Annotated in this window: 17 protein-coding genes; 7 read left to right on the forward strand and 10 right to left on the reverse strand. The window is 73.4% G+C overall.

Going from position 1 to position 19,893, the window contains the following annotated elements; translation table 11 throughout:
* Window positions 1-45 precede the first annotated feature (45 nt).
* On the reverse strand, window positions 46-462 hold the full coding sequence (locus OG448_RS24245; protein ID WP_405556843.1) for a hypothetical protein: 417 nt from the start codon (window positions 460-462) through the stop codon (window positions 46-48).
* Window positions 463-793: 331 nt separating this feature from the next.
* Here OG448_RS24245 and OG448_RS24250 point away from each other — a divergent pair, with 331 nt between their 5' ends.
* A complete protein-coding gene (locus tag OG448_RS24250; protein ID WP_405556845.1) occupies window positions 794-1,588 on the forward strand; it encodes an SGNH/GDSL hydrolase family protein in 795 nt (264 codons plus the stop codon).
* A gap of 68 nt (window positions 1,589-1,656) precedes the next feature.
* Here OG448_RS24250 and OG448_RS24255 read toward each other — a convergent pair whose 3' ends face one another.
* From OG448_RS24255 to OG448_RS24270, 4 genes are read right to left on the reverse strand one after another with little or no spacing between them, the layout of a single operon-like run.
* Window positions 1,657-3,198, reverse strand: a complete 1,542-nt coding sequence (locus tag OG448_RS24255) for a serine/threonine-protein kinase (RefSeq protein ID WP_405556847.1) — start codon at window positions 3,196-3,198, stop codon at window positions 1,657-1,659.
* 44 nt (window positions 3,199-3,242) lie between these two features.
* Entirely contained in the window at window positions 3,243-4,922 is a 1,680-nt protein-coding gene (locus tag OG448_RS24260; RefSeq protein ID WP_405556849.1) for a nickel transporter, read from the reverse strand.
* Window positions 4,919-6,400, reverse strand: a complete 1,482-nt coding sequence (locus OG448_RS24265) for a hypothetical protein (RefSeq protein ID WP_405558926.1) — start codon at window positions 6,398-6,400, stop codon at window positions 4,919-4,921. Before OG448_RS24265 ends, OG448_RS24260 begins: the two co-directional genes overlap by 4 nt.
* Complete coding sequence (locus OG448_RS24270) at window positions 6,397-7,932, reverse strand: DUF4331 domain-containing protein (protein WP_405556851.1); 1,536 nt, start codon at window positions 7,930-7,932, stop codon at window positions 6,397-6,399. Before OG448_RS24270 ends, OG448_RS24265 begins: the two co-directional genes overlap by 4 nt.
* A 156-nt stretch (window positions 7,933-8,088) precedes the next feature.
* Between OG448_RS24270 and OG448_RS24275 the strand changes: the two genes are divergently transcribed.
* From OG448_RS24275 to OG448_RS24285, 3 genes are all read left to right on the forward strand, one after another.
* Window positions 8,089-8,676 carry a sigma-70 family RNA polymerase sigma factor gene (locus tag OG448_RS24275; protein WP_135788313.1) on the forward strand — a complete coding sequence of 196 codons (588 nt, stop codon included), beginning with the start codon at window positions 8,089-8,091 and terminating at the stop codon, window positions 8,674-8,676.
* Window positions 8,673-9,494 carry an anti-sigma factor domain-containing protein gene (locus OG448_RS24280; RefSeq protein WP_405556852.1) on the forward strand — a complete coding sequence of 274 codons (822 nt, stop codon included), beginning with the start codon at window positions 8,673-8,675 and terminating at the stop codon, window positions 9,492-9,494. The genes OG448_RS24275 and OG448_RS24280 overlap by 4 nt, the downstream gene beginning before the upstream one ends.
* A 128-nt stretch (window positions 9,495-9,622) precedes the next feature.
* Window positions 9,623-9,892, forward strand: a complete 270-nt coding sequence (locus OG448_RS24285) for a hypothetical protein (protein WP_030812513.1) — start codon at window positions 9,623-9,625, stop codon at window positions 9,890-9,892.
* A 95-nt stretch (window positions 9,893-9,987) separates the two neighbouring features.
* Here the strand turns inward: OG448_RS24285 and OG448_RS24290 are convergent, their stop codons facing one another.
* The 4 genes from OG448_RS24290 to hmgA form a co-directional block, all read right to left on the reverse strand.
* A complete protein-coding gene (locus tag OG448_RS24290) occupies window positions 9,988-11,184 on the reverse strand; it encodes a CaiB/BaiF CoA transferase family protein (protein WP_405558929.1) in 1,197 nt (398 codons plus the stop codon).
* A gap of 47 nt (window positions 11,185-11,231) precedes the next feature.
* On the reverse strand, window positions 11,232-12,368 hold the full coding sequence (locus OG448_RS24295; RefSeq protein ID WP_405558931.1) for a type ISP restriction/modification enzyme: 1,137 nt from the start codon (window positions 12,366-12,368) through the stop codon (window positions 11,232-11,234).
* A 57-nt stretch (window positions 12,369-12,425) separates the two neighbouring features.
* A complete protein-coding gene (locus OG448_RS24300) occupies window positions 12,426-13,175 on the reverse strand; it encodes a GntR family transcriptional regulator (protein WP_405556854.1) in 750 nt (249 codons plus the stop codon).
* A gap of 61 nt (window positions 13,176-13,236) precedes the next feature.
* Window positions 13,237-14,586, reverse strand: coding sequence for a homogentisate 1,2-dioxygenase (gene hmgA, locus OG448_RS24305; protein ID WP_405556856.1), 1,350 nt, complete (start codon window positions 14,584-14,586; stop codon window positions 13,237-13,239).
* A 174-nt stretch (window positions 14,587-14,760) separates the two neighbouring features.
* Here hmgA and OG448_RS24310 point away from each other — a divergent pair, with 174 nt between their 5' ends.
* The 3 genes from OG448_RS24310 to OG448_RS24320 all read left to right on the forward strand — a co-directional run bounded on the left by OG448_RS24310 (window position 14,761) and on the right by OG448_RS24320 (window position 18,919).
* Entirely contained in the window at window positions 14,761-15,375 is a 615-nt protein-coding gene (locus tag OG448_RS24310; protein ID WP_405556857.1) for a TetR family transcriptional regulator, read from the forward strand.
* 104 nt (window positions 15,376-15,479) lie between these two features.
* A complete protein-coding gene (locus tag OG448_RS24315; protein WP_405556859.1) occupies window positions 15,480-17,738 on the forward strand; it encodes a molybdopterin oxidoreductase family protein in 2,259 nt (752 codons plus the stop codon).
* 98 nt (window positions 17,739-17,836) lie between these two features.
* Window positions 17,837-18,919, forward strand: a complete 1,083-nt coding sequence (locus OG448_RS24320; protein ID WP_405556861.1) for a Zn-dependent alcohol dehydrogenase — start codon at window positions 17,837-17,839, stop codon at window positions 18,917-18,919.
* 6 nt (window positions 18,920-18,925) lie between these two features.
* On the opposite strand, the gene OG448_RS24325 is transcribed toward OG448_RS24320, so the two are convergent.
* On the reverse strand, window positions 18,926-19,858 hold the full coding sequence (locus tag OG448_RS24325; protein ID WP_405556862.1) for a DMT family transporter: 933 nt from the start codon (window positions 19,856-19,858) through the stop codon (window positions 18,926-18,928).
* Window positions 19,859-19,893: the final 35 nt, after the last annotated feature.

Genomic DNA, 19,893 nt, shown 5'->3' on the forward strand with positions numbered 1-19,893 from the left:
ACGGTATTGACGATAGAAGCAGAATCGCAAGACCTGGACGTGGTCTCACGAATCAGTTGGTTTGGCCGTTACGAAACTTTGGCCTGATTTACTCCCCTCCGGTGTCCGCCCCCGCGAACCCGCCCGCTGCCGTACGCGGGTGGCCAGGAGGATCAGCAGGCTGAGTACGGTCACGGCGACGATCCCGCCGGTCACCGACCAGCGGTGCACGGTCAACATGGCCTGGGCGACCAGCATGTCGAGCGCGACCGCCCCCGCGAGCGCGGCGATCAGCCGGCCGAAGAGGTCCAGCCCGCGCAGCGCCACGGCGAGGGCCAGGGCGGGTGCGGCGAGCAGGAAGAACAGCGCGCACGGTCCGCGCAGCGGTGAGCCGGAATCCATGAGCGCGAGCAGCGCGCCGCACGCGGCGGTGCCGGTCGCGGCTCCGGCGAGCAGCGCCGGCAGGTCCCTCCCCGGACCCACCCGCTCTCTGTCTTCGCCATCTGCCGTGGATCTGTTGCCAGTTGATGACCGCATGGGCCGACTTTGCCCCCCGACGCGTCGGATGCCGGGCTTCAATGTGGCCCAGCCGTTCCGAGGGCGTCAAGACGACCTCTGCCCCCATGCCCCTTCTGGGGGATTGTGCCCGAACCCGTCTACGTCATGTGATATGTGGCGAGTCGTCAACCCATCGGAGAAGTAGTCACGATGTGCGGGACGGTTGAGGGCGAAATTGTTTTGGCATGGACACTTCCCGTCAACGCGCGTAGCTGGTACCAAAGTTGTGGCAGAGATCCTGCTAAAGGGAGGTTCCATGAGACGTACCCGAATTGCGGCATACGTGGCTTCACTCCTCCTCGCCACCGGCTTCACCCTCGCCGGTGCCGGATCGTCGCAGGCCGCCACCGGCGGCTATGTGGCGCTCGGCGACTCCTACTCCTCCGGGGTCGGGTCAGGCAGTTACATCAGCTCCAGCGGCGACTGCGACCGCAGCACCAAGGCGTACCCCTACCTGTGGAACGCCGCGCACGGCCCGTCCTCCTTCGCCTTCAACGCCTGCTCGGGCGCCACCACGGACGACGTCCTCGCGGGTCAGCTCGGCTCGCTCAACTCCTCCACCGGCCTGGTGTCCATCACCATCGGCGGCAACGACGCCGGCTTCGCCGACGTCATGACCACCTGTGTCATCCAGTCCGACAGCACCTGTCTGTCGCGGATCAACACCGCCCGCGCCTACGTCGACTCCACGCTGCCCGGCAAGCTCGACGCCGTGTACAACGCGATCAGCGCCAAGTCCCCCTCCGCCCGTGTGGTCGTCATCGGCTACCCGCGCTTCTACCTGCTCGGCCAGAGCTGCCTCGGCCTCTCCGAGACCAAGCGTTCCGCGATCAACAGCGCGGCCGACTACATGAACAGCGCCATCCAGAAGCGCGCCCAGGCCCACGGCTTCGTCTTCGGCGACGTCCGCACCACCTTCACCGGCCACGAGATCTGCTCCAGCAACTCCTGGCTGCACAGCGTCAACTGGACCAACATCGGCGAGTCGTACCACCCGACCGCGGCCGGACAGTCCGGCGGCTACCTCCCCGTGCTCACCAACGCCGCCTGACCCACCCCGCCCACCAGGGTGACCCCGTCAAAGCGAGCCGTACGGGACTCACTCGCCCGAAGGAAACATCAGGGTGTGCCCGAGGAGGAAGCGGAGGCCCCGTCCGACGGGGTCTCCGTCGTCTTGTCACACGTCACGGTGAACGGCACCTCGTCGGACCCGCCCCGCGCCGGCTCGCGCACCTCCACGCTGATCGCGTTCTCCGACGTGCCGTCCTCGTCGTTCGTCCGCACGGTCACCCGCGCCTGCCGGGTCCGCTGGCCGCCCTCCGGGAACGACAGCGTCCGCCACTCCTCGCCCTCGAACGAGCCGTGCTTCAGCTTCCACCGGTAGCGCACCTCGGCGGGCAGCCTCCCCACGGTGAACGTCGCCGTGAACACCGGCGACCCGGCCTCCGGCGGCGGACAACTCCCCTCGTACCGCGTGTGCGTTCCGGTCAGCGACACCCGGACCGACTGCGCGGGCTCGCTGCTGCTCGGCGGGGCGCTGCTCTTCGACGTCGACGGTGACGGCTCGTGGCTGGCCGGTGTGGGGGAGCGGGGCTCGTCGGTCTTCGTCACGGTCGCGCCCGGGGTGCTCCCGCCCTCGTTCCGGTCGCCGTCGTCCCGGTGCAGCAGGGTGTACGTCAGCCCGGCCAGGGCGAGGACCAGGGCGAGCACGCCGATGACCAGGACGACACCCGCGCGGCGCTCGCGCACCGGCGGACCCGGGTCGGGTGCGCCCTCCGGCAACGGGACGGTCGGCGCGGGCGGCGGTACGTACGCGACACGGGTCGTGGGGGCGCCCCCGGCCGCGATCAACCGCAAGTCGCTCGCGGCCTGTTCGGCGGGCAGCCGGTCCTCCGGGTCCTTGCGGAGCAGGCCCTCGATGACGGCGGTGAGCGGGCCCGCCAGGTGCGGGGGCGGCAGGGGTTCGTCCACCACGGCGCGCAGCGTGGACAGCGGGGTGTCGTGGCGGAACGGGGAGCCGCCCTCCACCGCCGCGTACAGCAGCACACCCAGCGACCACAGGTCCGACTCGGGGCCCGGCGTACGGCCCAACGCCCGCTCGGGGGAGAGGAATTCGGGCGACCCGATCACCTCTCCGGCCATGGTCAGCGCCGAGCTGCCCTCGACCGAGGCGATACCGAAGTCGGTCAGCACCACCCGGCCGTCGTCGGACAGCAGCACGTTGGCCGGTTTCACGTCCCGGTGCAGTACGCCGACGTCGTGCGCGACACGCAGCGCGTCCAGCACCTCGGCGCCGACGCGGGCGGTCTCCGTCACGGACAGCGGGCCGGTCGTCTCCAGGATGTCGGCGAGCGAGCGGCCGCGCACCAGCTCCATCACGATCCAGGGGCGGCCGCCCTCCATCGCCACGTCGTACACCGTGACCACGTTGGGATGGGCGACCCGGGCCGCCGCCCACGCCTCGCGCTCCAGGCGGGCGTACATCCGCTCCACGTCCCCGACGGGCAGCCCGGCCGGGGCGCGTACCTCCTTGACGGCCACCTCACGCCGGAGCACCTCGTCATGGGCGCGCCAGACCGTGCCCATGCCGCCCTCGCCCAGCGGGGACAGCAGACGGTAACGGCCGGCGATCAACCGATCGCGTCCCGGCTGTTCTGACACGGGCTCCCCCCATGGCACGTCGCGCGAATCCTGAACAACGTAGCTCAGCCAACAGCGCTTGCGACCCCCTTGAGCATCAATCCGGCGCCCAGCACCAGCACGGCCAGCGCGGAGGCCAGCGGGATCGTGCGGCGGAGCAGTGCGGTTAGAGGGTGGGCGTGGCGCGCCGGGTCCCGGTCCAGGAGGCGCCCGGCGACCGAGCCGAGCCGGACCACGGCGAAGCCGGCCGCGGTGAGGGTCAGGGCCAGGCCGACGCCGTACGCCACGACGAGGAGGAGGCCGAACCATGCCTGGCCGAGTGCGGCGGCGCCCACCAGGACGACCACGGCGGAGGGGCTGGGGACGAGGCCGCCTGCGAAGCCGAGGAGGAGGGTGCCCTTGAGGGTGGGGGCGGTGGGGTGGGAGTGGGTGTGGCCGCCGTGGGTGTGGGTGTGTACGTGGGGGTGCGGATGGGTGTGATCGTGGCCGGGTGAGTGGGGGTGCGGGTGGTGGTGGTTGGGCCCATGTGGTGTCTCTCCATGTGCGCCTGGCACCTGTGGGCTTGGCACCTGTGGGCTCCGCACATGTGGGCTCGGCCCATGTGGTCCCGCGCCATGGTGCGTACCCACAGGGGCTTCCCCACCATCACCCCCACCGACCAGCGCCAAAGCCCGCCCCTCCGCCTCGGCGGCCCGCACATGCTCATGCGTGTGCCCCGCCTCCACCACCCGCCCCCGCCAGGCCCGCCGTACGAGGTTCGCCCCCGCCCCGAGCACCAGCGCACCGCTCGCCACCCCCAGCCACGCCACCACCGAGGGCGTCGCGGCGGAGCCGGCCGTCACCAGCAGCCCCAGGGCGACCACCCCGAGGGTGTGTGTGACGGTGACCGAGGCGGCCAGCGGGAGCACGTCCCGCAGCCGGGCCCGCCCGCCCCGAGCAGCCGCGGCGGCGGCCATCAGCGTCTTGCCGTGCCCCGGTGCCAGCGCGTGGGCCGCGCCCAGGCCGACCGCGATGAGCAGCGCGAGCGTGGCGAAGCCGAGGGTGAGGTCGCGCCGGGCGACCAGGTCGTTGAGGGCCTGGGTCCAGCGGTCGGCGCCGCGCGGCAGCACCGAGGCGCCGGGCGCGTCCCGTTCCTGGGCCAAGGCTGCCCCGCCGGGCCTGAGCGTGAGCCGGGCGGTGGAGGTGTCGGCGGGGGAGGACAGCAGGCCGGCCGGGTAGGTGGTGAGTTCACGCGAGACCGACTTCCGCGGCACGTCGGAACGGCTCAGCGTCATCCGGTCGCCCCGCGCCGTGATCTCCCGCCACCCCGGCCCGGAGGACACCCCGGTGCTGTGGAAGCCGACGCTCACCGTCGCGCCCTTGGGCAGCGGGGCCGACTCCGCGCACTCCAGCCGCAGGGTGTCCAGCCCCGCCTGCCCCGGCCGCAGCTCGGCCCGCGCGGCCGACACCCGAAGCGTGACCCGGCGCCCGCCCACGGTGACCTCGCTGCCCCGCGCCGCCTCGGCACAGCGGAGTTCGGCCCAGCGGGCGGGGCCGAGCCGTTCCAGGTCCGGCTTGGCCTGGGTGGCCGGGATCTCCGCCAGGTCCTCGACATGGGTGACGTGGAGCGTGCCGGGGGCGGCGACCAGGCCGTCGTACCGGTTGACGGTGAAGTTGCCCAGGGGATGCGCGTCCGCGGCCGGGGCGGAGCCGAGCAGCACGGCGCAGGCGCCCGCGAGGACGGCGAGGGAACGGCGGAGCCTCACTTGGCCGCCTCCAGTGCCCTGCGGGCCTCGGCGGCACCGAGCGGGGAGAAGCCGGGGTTCAGCTTCAGCGCCGCCGCCAGCGAGGCGCGGCCCTCCTTCGCGTGGCCGGTGGCGAGTTGGACGACGCCCCGGTGGTAGAGGAAGGACGCGTTGCGGTAGCCGGTGGCGGTAGCCTCGCGGACGTGTGCGAGGGCCTCCGTGTCGTGGCCGTTGACGTGCAGCGCCCAGGCGAGGGCATCCGCCGTGTGGACGGTGTGCCGACGGGCCCACTCGGCGCGGGCCGCGCGCAGGGCGGCCGCCTTGTCGCCGTGATCGGCGGCGGCGAGCGCGGTGTCGAGGTCGGCGTCGACGCCGTTGGCGCGGGCCAGCGCGATCCACGCCTGCACCAGCGTGTACTGCCGGCGCGCCTTCTCCCGGTCCCCGGCACCGCCGCGCGCCTCGTACAGCTCCCCGAGCGCTGCCAGCGAGGTGGGCAGCGGGGCGCGGGCGACCACCGCCTCGAGTCCCTTGATGGCGGCTGCCTGCTGTCCGCTCGCCGCCTGGGCGCGGGCCCGGCCCTCCAGCGCGGGGAGGTAGGTGTCGTCGGCGGCCAGGGCGCGGGCGTACTGGGTGAGCGCGGTCTTGTAGTCGCCCTGGTTCCAGGCGAGTTGGCCGAGCTGGGCGGCCACGTAGGCGATGTCGCCGGGGGAGGTCGCGCCGGCGAGCGCCTGCTGGAGGACGCGCCGGGCCGTGGTGACGTCGCCGCGCAGCTCGTGGACGTAGGCGTACCGGGTGAAGACGGGGGTGCCCGGCCTGCGGGCGTCGGCGGTGTCGGCGGCTCGTGCCGCCTCGGCGTACCGGCCGAGTTCGACCAGGGCGTCGATGCGGGAGCAGAGGGCGCGTTCGTCGTAGGGGTTGTGCTTCAGGACGCGGTCCGCGCCGGCCAGGGCGCCGGTGAAGTCGTGGCGGGCCGCGGCGAGGGCGGCCTGTGCGGCCACCGCCTTGTCGTTGCCGGGCGCGAGGGCCAGGGAGCGCCGGAGGGCGGCCTGCGCCTGTGGGTACCGGGCCGGGTCGCCCTTGGTGCGGGCCTGTTCCACGTAGGCGAGGCCGAGCGTGGCCCAGCCGTCGTGGTCCTTCGGCTGTCCCTTCAGATGGGTCTGGAGCGCGGCGACGGCCGCCTCCGGGTCGGCGCCCGCCAGCGCGCCGGGGTCCATCGCGGCGGAGGCGGCGGCCGGAGCCACCCGCCCGCCGTCCCGCGCGGCCCCGAACGCGACCGCGCCACCGGTCAGCGCGACGGCCAGCAGGGCGGCGGAAGCCACCCGCCACGCCGTCCGGCGGCCCTGGCTCCCGCCCGGCGTGCCGCCGGTCTGCTCGTCACTACTCGTACGCGGGCCCATCGCCCTCTCCTGGTTCGCCTGACGGTGGTCGGGAAGACCGGCGCGGCCCGCCGTGGGGGAAGGGGTGCGGGCCGTGCCGGTCGCTCGGGGGGAAGGGCTCAGTACGCGCGCCGCATCCGGCGGCGCCACCAGCCGACGCCGGTGCCGAGCAGCAGGATTCCGGCCGCGCCCGCCGCCGCCGAACCCGCGATCAGCACGGTGTTGTCCGTGCCGCCCGTCGCCGAGGCCGGGCTCAGCGCGTCACCGAGCTGGCTCTTGACGTCGGCGCCCGCCGTCGTGCCCTTGGCCAGCGCGCCCCGCGAACCCGCCGTGGGCTGGGCGACGTAGGGGAAGGACTTCTCGAACTTCTTGTCGTTGGCGTCCACCGCGTCGCCCAAGTCGTTCTTGGAGCCGAGGAGTTCGCCCTCGACGACCTGGAGGGCCTCGTCGATCACGTCGTCGGTGAGCCGGCGCCCGTTGGGGAAGCCCGCGTTGTCGCCGTCGAGCACGCCGAGCCGCTTGGGATGCATGGTCGGCTTGATGGAGGTGTTCAGCCGCAGTTGCTCCGAAGGGCGCACGTTCGGGGGCTGGTTGAGGCCCTTGACGCCCTTGAGGAAGACGTCGACCAGGTCGTTGCGCGGCTCGGCCGGGGCGTCGATCTTGTAGATGCCCTCGATGAGCTTGGGCAGCTCCGGGTTGGTGACGTTCTTCAGGAACTGGGCGTCGTGCGAGGGCTGGGAGGCGTTGAAGCGGTCCTTGTCCGCTTGCGGGTTGACCACCTCGTTGACCAGCGGGTTGCCGAGGCGGGAGACCTGGCTGTAGTAGCCCTGGGCGTTGCGGCGCTGGGTGGTCGACCAGATGCCGACGACCGGCTGGTCCGCCGACTGCCGGATCAGGTCGTTGGGGACCTGGAGGGCGATCGTGTTGACGTTGTAGCCCTTGAGGGTGTCCCGGCCGACCTCGCTGAGGTTGCCGCCGTAGAGCAGGTCGAAGACACGCAGGTCCAGGAAGAACGGGTCGTCCGCCTGCCCCGCGAAGGTGGCCGCGCCACCCGCGGTCTTGTACACCGCCTGCGACCGCAGCTTGCCGTACTCCGGCATGGACGCCTTGCCCACGTTGGACGGCGCCACCGGCACGTCGTCCGCGACCTTCGTCCGGGACATCGCGTGGCCGCCCTTCATGCGGACCAGCTCGAGGTCGTAGGTCTGGGTGATGTTGAGGTCGGGGTCGTCCAGGCTGGTGACCGGGCCGGTGTTGTACAGGAACGTCTTCCCGTTCTTCGTCCGCGTCTTGAAGGTGTAGCGGAAGAGAAGGTCGTCCTGGGCGTCGCCGTCGCTGTCGATGTGCAGGTCGTACTGCGCGTCGTCGGCGAAGGTGTAGAAGTTCGGGCCGCCCGCCGGCTCCTCGAACGGTATCCAGTCGGCCACGATCGTCGTCGTGTCCGGCTTGTCGGGGCTGACGAACGCGTAGAGATCGGTGTTGTCGTACTGCGGGGTGCCCGAGATCAGCGGGGCCTCCCGGTGGGAGGAGGCGGAGGCCGCCCCCGGCTCCAGCGTGGCGACACCGGCGGCCGCGAGCCCACCGGCGGCCAGTGCGCCGCAGATGAGCGGGACCAGGCCGTTGCGTGCCGTGCCGCTTCTGGCGAAGAGAGTCATGCCGTCCGTCCTCGAATCCGACTTGCTTGACGGACGGGTATACGGAGCGGTCGGCGACGACGGATTGGCCGGAGAGGAACTTTCTTTTTCCTTTTTTCGACCCGCGTTTTCGGCTCCCCGATACGTATCAACCGCCGGAGGTGTGCGTTCGTGCGGATGCGAGGGGTCACCGGCACGGCCGGGTGCGGCCACGGCCGGGGTGAGGGCGCCGAGGTACTGCTGGTACGGGTGGCGGGCGGCGACCACCAGGCGTTCGAGGAGCTGTACGGCCTGGTCTCCGGGCCGGTGTTCGGGCTGGTCCGGCGGGTCGTGCGCGACCCCGCCCAGTCGGAGGAGGTCGTCCAGGAGGTGCTGCTCGAACTCTGGCGCTCCGCCGCCCGGTTCGACCCGGCACGCGGCAGCGCCCTGTCCTGGATACTCACGCTCGCCCACCGCCGCGCCGTCGACCGGGTGCGCAGCGCCCGCGCGGCCGGCGAACGCGAGCAGCGCGAGGCCCTGCGCGCCGGGGAACCCGCCTTCGACCACGTCACCGAGGAGGTCGAGGCCGGACTGGAACGGGAGTGGGTGCGCCGCTGTCTGAGACGGCTGACCGACCTCCAGCGCCAGTCCGTCACCCTCGCCTACTACGACGGCTACACCTACCGTGAGGTCGCCGAACGGCTCTCGCTGCCGCTCGGCACCGTCAAGACCCGGATGCGCGACGGCCTCAACCGGCTGCGCGGCTGCCTCGGAGGTGCCGCGTGAGCCTCTTCGCCCGTCTCCTGCGCCGCGAGGACCCGCACTCGCTGGCCGCCCCCTACGCCCTGGACGCCCTCGACCCCGGCGAGCGGCGCCGCTTCGAGAAGCACCTCGCGGGCTGCGGCCGCTGCACGACAGAGGTCCGCGAACTGTCCGAGGACGCGGTCCGGCTCGCCTGGTCCACCGCCGCCCCCGCCCCGGCCGCCCTGCGCGAACGCGTCCTGGCCGCCGTACGCACCACTCCGCAGGACCCGGCACCCCGGCCCGCCGGGCGGGAGCGGTCCGCCCAACTGCCGCCGCACGTATGGGGAGTCCAGCCGCCGCCTGCCCGTGCCCGGCGGGCCGGGCCGCGCCCGCTGTTCGTGCCGTTCGCCACCGTGACGGCCGCCGCGGCCCTGGTCGTCGCCTCGCTCTTCGCGGTCCAGGCGCACCGCACGGAGGGACGACTCGCCGCCGAGCAGGCGCGGGCACGTGACATCGCCCACGTTCTCGCCGCTCCCGACGCCCGCGCCACGACCGGAACCGACGGACACGGCCGCGCGCTCGCGGTCGTCGCGTCACCGTCCGAGGGCCGCGCCGTCGTCACCCTGAGCGGATACGGCAGCCCGTCCGGCGGCCGGGTGCATCAGCTCTGGCTCACGCGTCCCGGCGCACAACCCCGTTCTCTCGGGCTTCTCGGCGCCGACACGCCCTTGGCCGTGAAGGGGCTCGAGAAGTCCGCGGTGTCACTCGCCGTGACCGTCGAGCCGAACGGCGGTTCTGTGCACCCCACTGGCCAGCCCGTTGTCCAACTCACCCTGAAATCAGTCGGATTCGGAGAGTAGTCAATTAGGGATGATCAACCGCCTTGCAGGGAAGGTGAATCCCGTGGCCGAGATACACGCATGCCCTACCGGGACGATAGGGTTACTCTGCCCGTGGGCCGGGTGGATTCGTACGGGTGGGGAGTGACATGGAGCAGATAGCAATGCGCAGCAGGGCCAGGGTCCCTGCGATCACCTGCGGCAGTGGTGCGACCAGCAGGCGTCTGGACCGCCACCTCGCGGTGCTCGGCGGACCTGCCATACCGCAGCGGGAGACGGTCGAGGCGACATCGCTGATGCGTGAACTGACCGCACGGGACACCGTGCGTCAGCGCAGCGACCGGCGCGTCCGCGTCAGCCGGGTCTCTCTCTTCGCGCCCCTGCGCCGGCTGCGCCGGTCGCTCTTCGGCAGCCACTGAGCCGTACCGAGCGGACTCCCCGGAGTCCCGCCCGGTTCCGGCTCGGCCCCGACTGAACCGGCGCCCCGCCCCGCAGGTCCGCGCGTCAGCCGCGCTCAGGCCGCCACACCGTCCCGGCGCAATGCCGCGATCTCGTCGTCCGTCATCCCCACGGCGCGGAGCAGCGCGTCGGTGTGCCGGCCGAGCGCGGGCACGTCCCCCAGCCGCGTCTCAGCGCCGCCGGGCAGGGTGATGGGCGGCAACAGCGCGCGCAGCGGTCCCACCGGCGAACCCACCCGCCGCCACCCCTCCCGCGCCGCGAGCTGCGGATGCTCCGCCAGTTCCGCCAGATCCCTGATCCGCGCGCAGGCGATCCCCGCCGCCTCCAGCCGCGCCAGCGCCTCGTCCGCCGTCAGCGCGCCCAGTGCCCCGGCGACCAGGGCGTCGGTCCGCTCCCGCCCGGCCACCCGCGCCGCGTTGGTCGCGTAGGACGGGTCGTGCGCCAACTCCGGCTTTTCCAGTACCTGTTCGGCCAGCCGTCGCCACTCCCGGTCGTTCTGCACCGACAGCAGCACCCGCCCGCCTTCCGCCGTCTCGTAGGAGTCGTAGGGCACGATCACGGCGTGCGCCAGGCCGGTGCGCGCCGGGGGTTCGCCCCCGTGCATCGTGTGGTGCAGCGGGTGGCCCATCCACTCGGCCAGCGCCTCCAGCATCGACACCTCCACCGGCCCGCCCCGCCCGGTCGTGCCGCGCCGCACCAGCGCGGCCAGCACCCCGGAGAAGGCGTACATGGCCGCCGCGATGTCCGCCGCCGGGATGCCCGCCTTCACCGGCCGCTCCGGGGTGCCGGTGACCGACACCAGCCCCGCCTCGCACTGCACGAGCATGTCGTACGCCCGCTTGTCCGCGTACGGTCCCGAACTGCCGTAACCCGAGATGTCCACGGCGATCAGCCTCGGGTCCGCCGCGCACAGCGTGGCCGCGTCCAGGCCCAGCCGGGCCGCCGCCCCGTGCGCGAGGTTCTGCACGAACACGTCCGCGTCCGCGATCAGCCGCCGTACGACGTCCAGGCCGCGCGGGTCCTTCAGGTCCAGCGCGATGGACTCCTTGCCCCGGTTGCACCACACGAAGTGCGAGGCGAGGCCCTCGGCGGTGGTGTCGTAGCCGCGCGCGAAGTCACCGCCGTCGACCCGCTCCACCTTGATCACCCGGGCGCCCAGATCGGCCAGTTGGCGGGTGGCGAAGGGCGCGGACACGGCCTGTTCGACGGCGACGACGGTGACGCCCTCCAGGGGCGGCGGCAGCAGATCCATGCCCGCGATGATCTCCCGGCGGGCCCCCGCTGTCACCCGTCACCTCGCTAGAGCAGGGCGAACTGCCCCTCCGGGCCCTCCTCCTGGTGGTCCAGCACCGAGGCGGGACGGCGGGTCCGGGGGGCGGGCGGGAGAACTCCGGCCGTGCGGAGTCCGGTTGCCGTGATCGGCTCCGGGATCGGGCCCAGGCCGGGGAGTTCGGCCAGGAGGGTCAGCACGGTGATCAGCTCCAGCAGCTCCGAGGTCCAGCCCTGCGGCCAGGTCCGGGGGCCGATGGCGGCCAGGGTGCCGGGGGCGCCGGGGGCCGTGCGGGCCGTGAACCAGGCTTCCAGCGTGCGGACCCCGGCCACCTCGTGCTCCCAGGCCGCGCGCGGGACGGGGGAGACGCGGCCCTCGTCCAGGTACAGGGTCTCGTCGTCGGCGTCGTGGCGCAGGGTGCGGGGGTACGAGGGCAGCGGCGCGCGGACGTACGGGCGGCGGCCGCCGGGCAGCCTGGGGCGCTCCCCGTCCCGGCGTATCAGCCACAGCGCGCGCCGGCCCGACTCCACGCCCCGCGCCCACACCTCGGGGTCTCCGGTGAGCGGCACGGTCAGGTCGGCCTGGACGGCGGCCAGTATCCACGCCAGCACGTCCGCCGCCGTGGGCCGGAAGCCGAGCATCGCGGCCAGCTCGTCCAACAGCCCCGGTGCCAGGTTGGGTTCGGCGCCGCCGGGACGCCGGTACAGCGGGCGGATGCGCCCCGCCGCGAGGGTCGGCGGCAGCGAGGTCGCCAGTACCCCGGCACCCGCCTCCACCAGGAACACCTGCCGCTCGTCCGCCACCCGCCACAGCTCCGGGCGGGCGAGGTCGATCAGCCGGTGGTCCGGGATCAGCCAGCGCTCGTCGAACGGCGCCGCGAGGACCCGCACCGGCTCCGGGCACGGCCCCGAGGCCCGCGCCAGTCGCTCGGTACCGGTCCGCCGACCGGGCAACTGGGCCACCGCCGAGTGGGTGGTGCGCGACCGGGTCGGCTCGAACAGGGCCTCGCGCTCCGCCCCCTGGGCCGTCAGCAGCGCTGTCCAACGGGCCTTCAGGGACGCCGGGTCGGGTGCCGTCGGCCAGGCGCGGCCCGGCCGCAGCGGTGCGACGGACCACGGCATGAGGTCCGCCAGCGGCGGCGCGTCCTCGTACGTCACGCCCGGAATGCTAACGGCCTCGGCCCGGCCGGGGGACGGGAACGGGGGTGGGGGTGGGGGTGGGGCTCAGGTGGCCTCCAGGGTCACGGTGAAGGAGAAGCGGTCGCCCCGGTAGTGGATGACGGCCACGTCCAGCACCCGCCCCGCGGAGTCGTAGGTGACGCCCGTGTAGTGCAGGATCGGGCTCAGCAGCGGCACCTCGAGCAGGCGGGCGGTCTCCGGGTCGGCGAGCCGGGCCTCCACCGTGTCGGTGATCCGCCTGATGTCGGCGCCCACCACGTCCCGCAGCACCTTGGTCATCGGCCAGCGGGCCAGATCGGCCGGGTCGATCCGGTCGGCCAGCTCCGGGCGCACATGGTTGACGGCGTGGTTGGTCGGCTCGCCGGTCTTCGCGTCCCCGCGCAGCCGGTGGTAGACCGCCACCTCGGCGAGGTCCGGGAAGTGCTCCGCCCACATGGGCGGCACCGGAACCCGCGCCACGTCCAGCAGTTCGGCCGTCATACCGGACTGCTGGGCCACGATCGCGTCCACCGAGCCCAGCAGCCTGACCGGCGCCCCGCGCCGCACCCCCGGCTCGATGAAGGTGCCGCGCCGCCGGTGCCTGCTGATCAGCCCCTCGTCCTCCAGCTCCTTCAGCGCCTGCCGCATCGTCAGCACGCTCACCCCGTAGTGCCCCGCCAGCCGCTCCTCGGTGGGCAGCCGCAGCGGGTCCTCGGGCGAGCGGCCCAGGATGGAGGCCCGCAGCGACTGGGACACCTGGTACCAGAGCGGCAGCTTGCGGTTCAGGACGATCGAGTCCGGGGCGAAAGAGGTCACGCGGCTATCCGTACCTGTCCTGGACCGGTCGGCGCAACGGAGCGGTCACACATCGGAGTTGTCATGAGGTGCGGAAGTGCGGCTCCAGTCCGCGCCACACGTCGTCGTAGCCCCGCTGGAGGTGGTCGGCGCGGGCCGCGTCCGGGGTGAGGGCGATCGGCCAGCGGGTCTCGAACATGAAGGCCAGCCCGTCGTCGATCCGCTGAGGGCGCAGCTCGGCCGCGCTCGCCCGGTCGAAGGTCTCCCGGTCCGGGCCGTGCGCCGACATCATGTTGTGCAGCGAACCGCCCCCGGGCACGAACCCTTCCGCCTTCGCGTCGTAGGCGCCCTCGATCAGGCCCATGTACTCGCTCATCACGTTCCGGTGGAAGTACGGCGGCCGGAAGGTGTCCTCGCCGACCAGCCAGCGCGGGGCGAACACCACGAAGTCGGCGCCCGCCAGGCCCGGAGTGTCCGAGGGGGAGGTCAGGACGGTGAAGATCGACGGGTCCGGGTGGTCATAGGAGACGGTGCCGATCACATTGAACCGGCGCAGGTCATAGGCGTACGGCACATAGTTGCCGTGCCAGGCGACCACGTCGAGCGGGGAGTGGTCGTAGGTGGCCGTCCAGAGGTTGCCGCAGAACTTGTTGACCACCTCCACTGGGCCCTCGGTGTCCTCGTACGCGGCGACCGGCGCCCGGAAGTCGCGGGCGTTGGCGAGGCCGTTGGCGCCGATGGGGCCCAGGTCGGGGAGGCGGAAGGGCGCACCGTAGTTCTCGCACACATAACCCCGTGCCGTCTCGTCCAGCAGCTCCACACGGAAGCGGACCCCACGGGGGATGAGGGCCACGTGCGCGGGCTCCACATGGAGGCGGCCGAACTCGGTGTGCAGCAGCAGACCGCCCCGCTCGGGGACGATCAGCAGCTCCCCGTCGGCGTCCGAGAAGACGCGTTCCATCGAGGAGTTGGCGTGATAGAGGTGCACGGCCATGCCGCTGCGCTGGGTCGCGTCGCCGTTGCCGCCCAGTGTCCACAGGCCGGCCAGGAAGTCCGTGCCCGGCAGCGGCTCGGGCAGCGGGCTCCAGCGCAGCCGGTTCGGGTCGGGCACGGTCTCGGTGAAGGGGGCCGTGCGGATCGCGCCGTTGGCGGTGCGGGTGAAGGCGGGGTGCGCGGCCGAGGGGCGGATACGGTACAGCCAGGAGCGGCGGTTGTGGGCGCGGGGCTCGGTGAACGCCGTGCCGCTGAGCTGCTCCGCGTACAGGCCGAGCGGCGCGCGCTGCGGTGAGTTGCGGCCCTCGGGCAGGGCGCCGGGCACCGCCTCGGAGGAATGTTCGTTGCCGAACCCGGTCAGGTACGCCAGTGCTTCGGCGGTCTTCCGCGCTCCCCCACGCTCGAACCCGCTCGCGCGGGAGGTACCCCCATCGGTCATGATCGCTCCCTTGCACACGCTTCTCCGGCATTCCTATGGAGCACCGTAGGAATGCCGGAGGGTGTGCGCAAGAGGCGAACGCGCCCTTCACCCGCCCGGAGCGCGAGAACCGGCCGCCCGGGGGACCTACGAGGACTCCCCGCCCTTCTCCGCCTCCCTGTGGCGAGGCATCATGTGGCCGTGCCCCATGTGACATCCCTCCGCCGCGCTCCCGTCCAGCGGCGCAGCGCCGAACGGCTGACCAGAATCCTCGACGCCTGCGCCGCTCTCCTGGACGAGGTCGGCTACGACGCCCTGACCACCCGGGCGGTCGCCGAGCGGGCCGGGGTGCCCATCGGCTCGGTGTACCGCTTCTTCGGCAACAAGCGGCAGATGGCCGACGCCCTCGCCCAGCGCAACCTGCGCCACTACGCCGAGCACGTCACCGCCCGGCTGAAGGAGGCGCCGCCGGGCGACTGGCGGGCCGCGATGGACGTCGTCCTGGACGAGTACCTCGGCATGAAGCGCACCGCGCCCGGCTTCGCCCTGGTGGACTTCGGCAACCAGATACCCGTCGGCACCCGCAGCACCGCGCCCAACACCCGCGTCGCGGACCGGCTCGGCGGACTCATCGCCGACCACCTCGGCCGCGCCCCCGACGACGACCTGCGCCGCGTCCTGCTGGTTGCCGTGGAGAGCGCGGACACCCTCATCCAGCTCGCCTTCCACGCCGATCCGGACGGTGACCCGGCGATCATCCACGAGACACGGGAACTGTTGCGGGCCTACCTGGGCCGCGTACTCGACTGAACCGGCCGCACAGGGCTCCCCACCATGCCTACCGGTCGGTATGCTCGCCCGGGCCGGTACGGCCCAGCCCGTCCGGCAGTGCCGCCGACCCTCCGGGAGGACCCGTGCCCCGCACCGCCCTGCGTATCTGCCCCCTGTGTGAGGCCACCTGCGGGCTGACCCTCACCATCGAGGGCACCCGTGTCACCGCCGCCCGGGGCGACCGGGACGACGTGTTCAGCAAGGGCTTCATCTGCCCCAAGGGCGCCTCCTTCGGCGCGCTGGACGCCGACCCCGACCGGCTGCGCACTCCGCTGGTCCGGGAGAACGGGGAACTGCGCGAGGCCAGTTGGGAGGAGGCGTTCGACGTCGTCGCGCGGGGCCTGCGTCCGGTCGTGGAGCGGTACGGCGCCGACGCCCTCGGGGTGGTCCTCGGCAACCCCAACGTGCACACCATGGCCGGCGCCCTGTACCCGACCGTGCTGCTCGGTGCGGTCCGCACCCGCTCCCTGTTCACCGCGTCCACGGTCGACCAGATGCCCAAGCACGTCTCCAGCGGCCTGCTGTTCGGCGACGCCAACGCCATCCCGGTGCCCGACCTCGACCACACCGACCACCTCCTGCTGATCGGCGCCAATCCGCTGGAGTCCAACGGGAGTCTGTGCACCGCGCCCGACTTCCCCGGCAAGCTGAAGGCCCTCCGCGCCCGAGGTGGAAGCCTCACCGTGGTGGACCCCCGCCGCACCCGCACCGCAAAGCTGGCCGACCGGCACCTCGCCATCCGGCCCGGCGCCGACGCCCTGCTCCTCGCCGCGATGGCCACCGTGCTGTTCGAGGAGGGGCTCGTCGATCTCGGGGACCTCGCGCCGCATGTCGACGGGTTGCCCGAACTCCGTGAAGCCCTGCGGGACTTCACCCCCGAGGCCGTCGCCGGAGCCTGTGACGTCGACCCGGACACCATCCGCACCCTCGCCCGCGAACTCGCCGCCGCCCCCACCGCCGCCGTCTACGCCCGCATCGGGAGCTGCACCGTCCCGCACGGCACCCTGGCGAGCTGGCTGGTCGACGTGCTCAACACCCTCACCGGCAACCTCGACCGCCCCGGCGGCGCCCTCTTCCCCCAGGCCGCCACCGACCGCACCCCCCGCCCGGCCGGCCCCGGCCGGGGCTTCGCGCTGGGTCGCTGGCACTCCCGCGTACGGCGACTGCCCGAGGCCAAGGGCGAGTTGCCGCTCTCCGCGCTGGCCGAGGAGATCGACACCGCCACCGCCGAGGGCGAAGCCCTGCGCGCGCTGATCGTGATCGCCGCCAACCCGGTGCTGTCCGCGCCCGACGGGGACCGGCTCGACAAGGCCCTGGGCTCGCTGGACTTCATGGTCAGCGTCGACCCCTACCTCAACGAGACCTCCCGCCACGCGCACGTCGTCCTGCCCCCGCCGCCGCCCGCGCAGAGCCCGCACCACGACTTCGCCTTCAACACCCTGGCCGTCCGTAACCAGGTCCGCTACACCCGGCCCGCCGTACCGCTGGAGCCCGGCAGGATGGCCGAGACCGAGATACTCGCCCGGCTGATCCTCGCCGCGAGCGGCATGCACGGGGCCGACCCCGCCGCCGTCGACACCATGGTCATCGACCAGACCCTCGGCAAGGCCGTCCAGGAACCCCACTCCCCGGTCAACGGCCGTGACCCGCGCGAGCTGGTCGCGCAGCTCACCGGCGCCGACGGCCCCGAGCGCCGCCTCGACCTGATGCTGCGCCTCGGCCCCTACGGCGACGGCTTCGGCGCCCGCCCCGACGGCCTCACGCTCGCCCGGCTGCTCGAGCACCCGCACGGCATCGACCTCGGCCCGCTCCGCCCGCGCCTGCCCCAGCCGCTGAAGACACCCAGCGGCAAGGTCGAGCTGCTGCCCGCGCCCATCGCCGCCGACCTGCCCCGGCTGCGGGAGGCCCTGCGCGAGCGGCCCACCGGGCTCGTCCTCGTCGGCCGCCGCCATCTGCGCTCCAACAACAGTTGGCTGCACAACGTGCCCGCCCTCACCGGCGGCACCAACCGCTGCACCCTGCACCTCCACCCCGAGGACGCCGAGCGCCTCGGCGTGCGCGACGGCGAACCGGTACGGATCAAGGGCGCCGGGGGAGAGGTGACCGCGCCCGCCGAGGTCACCGACGCCATCCGGCCCGGCGTGGTGAGCCTCCCGCACGGCTGGGGCCACCACCGCCCCGGCACCCGGCTGGCCCACGCCGGCCGCGAACCCGGCGTCAACGTCAACCAGCTCCTCGACGGCACCCTCCTCGATCCCCTGTCCGGCAACGCCGTCCTCAACGGCATCCCGGTCCGGGTCGGCCCCGCGAGCGCCCCGGCAGCCCTGGCGCCGGAAAACTAACGCCGCTAGTTTGGTGCGCGGTCAGCCACCCGGCGGGCACACGTCCACCGGGTACCTTCGGGCCACCGTCGCCCCAGCTTTCGAGGAGACCGCGCGCGATGACCGTACGAGCCGCCGTCCTGCCCGCCGTCGGGGCCCCGCTGGAGATCACATCGATCGAACTGCCCGAGCCGGGGCCCGGCCAGGTGCGGGTGCGCCTGGCCGCCGCCGGGGTCTGCCACTCCGACCTCTCCCTGTCCAACGGCACCATGCGGGTGCCGGTCCCGGCCGTGCTCGGCCATGAGGGCGCGGGCACGGTGACCGCCGTGGGGGAGGGGGTGGCCGGGCTCGTGCCCGGTACGCCCGTCGTCCTCAACTGGGCGCCCGCCTGCGGGGGGTGTCCCGCCTGTGCGCGGGGCGAGGTCTGGCTGTGCGGGCACGCGCTGGACGGCGCCGCCCGGGTCCACGCCCGTACCGCCGACGGCACCGAACTCCATCCCGGCCTCAACGTCGGCGCGTTCGCCGAGGAGACCGTCGTACCGGCCGCCTGCGCGCTGCCGCTGCCCGAGGGGGTCCCGCTCACCGACGCGGCCCTGCTCGGCTGCGCCGTCCTCACCGGCTACGGCGCCGTCCACCACTCGGCGCAGGTCCAGCCCGGCGAGACGGTCGCCGTGTTCGGGGCCGGCGGGGTCGGGCTCGCCACGCTCCAGGCGGCCCGGATCGCGGGCGCGGCCCGCGTCATCGCCGTGGACGTCTCGCCGCGGAAGGAGGAGCTGGCCCGCGCCTGCGGCGCGACCGACTTCGTCCTCGCCGACGAGCAGACCCCGCGCGCCGTCCGCGCCCTCACCGACAAGCAGGGCGTCGACGTCGCCGTGGAGTGCGCGGGCCGCGCGCAGAGCATCCGGGCCGCCTGGGAGTCCACCCGCCGGGGCGGCCGCACCACGGTCGTCGGCATCGGCGGCAAGGACCAGCAGGTCACCTTCAACGCGCTGGAACTCTTCCACTGGGGCCGCACCCTCTCCGGCTGCGTCTACGGCAACTCCGACCCCGCCCGCGACCTCCCCGCCATCGCCACCCACATCCGCGAGGGCCGCCTCGACCTCTCCGCCCTGGTCACCGAACACATCACTTTGAAGGACATCCCGGCAGCCTTCGACGACATGCTGGCCGGCCGGGGCGGGCGGGCGCTGGTGGTCTTCTGACGGGGCTCAGGGCACCCGGTCGGGGCTGGGCGCCGCGTCCGCCACCTGCGCCGGCGCCGTACGCCCCCGCGAGCGGGCCACCGCCACGCCTGCCAGGCACAGGAGGCCGCCGCCCAGCATCACCGGGCCCGGGACCTCGCCCAGGGCCAGCCAGGACATCAGGACCACCAGGGCGGGGACGGCGTACGTCGTCGCGCCCAGCTTGGAGGCGCTGGTGCGGGCCAGGGCGTAGGCCCAGGCGGTGAAGGCGAGGGCGGTGGGGAAGACGCCGAGGTAGATCATGCCGAGGGTGGCCGGGAGGGGGGCGTGGGACGCCTCCGAGATCAGTTGGCCGGTGAAGGGCAGGCAGGCCACGGCTCCGATCAGGCAGCCGAACGTCGTCACCTGGAGGGCGCTCGCGCGGGCCACGGCGGGCTTCTGCGCGACCACCCCGGCCGCGTAGGCGACCGCCGCGAGGAGGCAGGCCACCACACCGAGCACCGAGGAGCCGCCGCCCCCGGCCGACATCGACAGACCCACGATCACCGCGCCGGTGAAGGACACCGCCATCCCCGCCAGCAGCCGGGGCGGCATCGGGTCGCCGAGGAACCGGGCGGCGAACAGGGCGATCAGCAGGGGGCCGACGTTCACCACCAGGGCCGCCGTGCCCGCGTCCACCCGCTGCTCGCCCCAGTTCAGGGCCACCATGTAGAAGCCGAACCAGAGCACCCCGGACACCAGGATGCCCGGCCAGGCCGCGCGCGGCGGCCATCCCTCTCGCCGTATCGCGCACAGCACGGCCAGGGTGAGACCGCCCGCGAGCAGCCGTCCGAGCGCCAGCGCGCCCGGCGAGTAGGCGTCACCGGCGGTGCGGATCACCACGAAAGCGGACGCCCACAGCAGCACGGTGACCACGGCGGCGGCCGCGGGCAGCAGACGATGACGCGGACTGAGGTCCATCGGACTCCTCGATCGATTCGGTGAAAAGGCGGGCG

The sequence above is a fragment of the Streptomyces sp. NBC_01171 genome, from assembly GCF_045039805.1.
GTDB lineage: Bacteria > Actinomycetota > Actinomycetes > Streptomycetales > Streptomycetaceae > Streptomyces.

What these genes read in the sequence shown, in the direction of transcription:
- OG448_RS24275 (WP_135788313.1), top strand. Translation starts at nt 8,089, where the DNA reads ATGCGAGGGGTCACCGGCACGGCCGGGTGCGGCCACGGCCGGGGTGAG.
- OG448_RS24285 (WP_030812513.1), top strand. Translation starts at nt 9,623, where the DNA reads ATGGAGCAGATAGCAATGCGCAGCAGGGCCAGGGTCCCTGCGATCACC.
- OG448_RS24290 (WP_405558929.1), bottom strand. Translation starts at nt 11,184, where the DNA reads ATGGATCTGCTGCCGCCGCCCCTGGAGGGCGTCACCGTCGTCGCCGTC.
- OG448_RS24270 (WP_405556851.1), bottom strand. Translation starts at nt 7,932, where the DNA reads ATGACTCTCTTCGCCAGAAGCGGCACGGCACGCAACGGCCTGGTCCCG.
- OG448_RS24325 (WP_405556862.1), bottom strand. Translation starts at nt 19,858, where the DNA reads ATGGACCTCAGTCCGCGTCATCGTCTGCTGCCCGCGGCCGCCGCCGTG.
- OG448_RS24250 (WP_405556845.1), top strand. Translation starts at nt 794, where the DNA reads ATGAGACGTACCCGAATTGCGGCATACGTGGCTTCACTCCTCCTCGCC.
- OG448_RS24320 (WP_405556861.1), top strand. Translation starts at nt 17,837, where the DNA reads ATGACCGTACGAGCCGCCGTCCTGCCCGCCGTCGGGGCCCCGCTGGAG.
- hmgA (WP_405556856.1), bottom strand. Translation starts at nt 14,586, where the DNA reads ATGACCGATGGGGGTACCTCCCGCGCGAGCGGGTTCGAGCGTGGGGGA.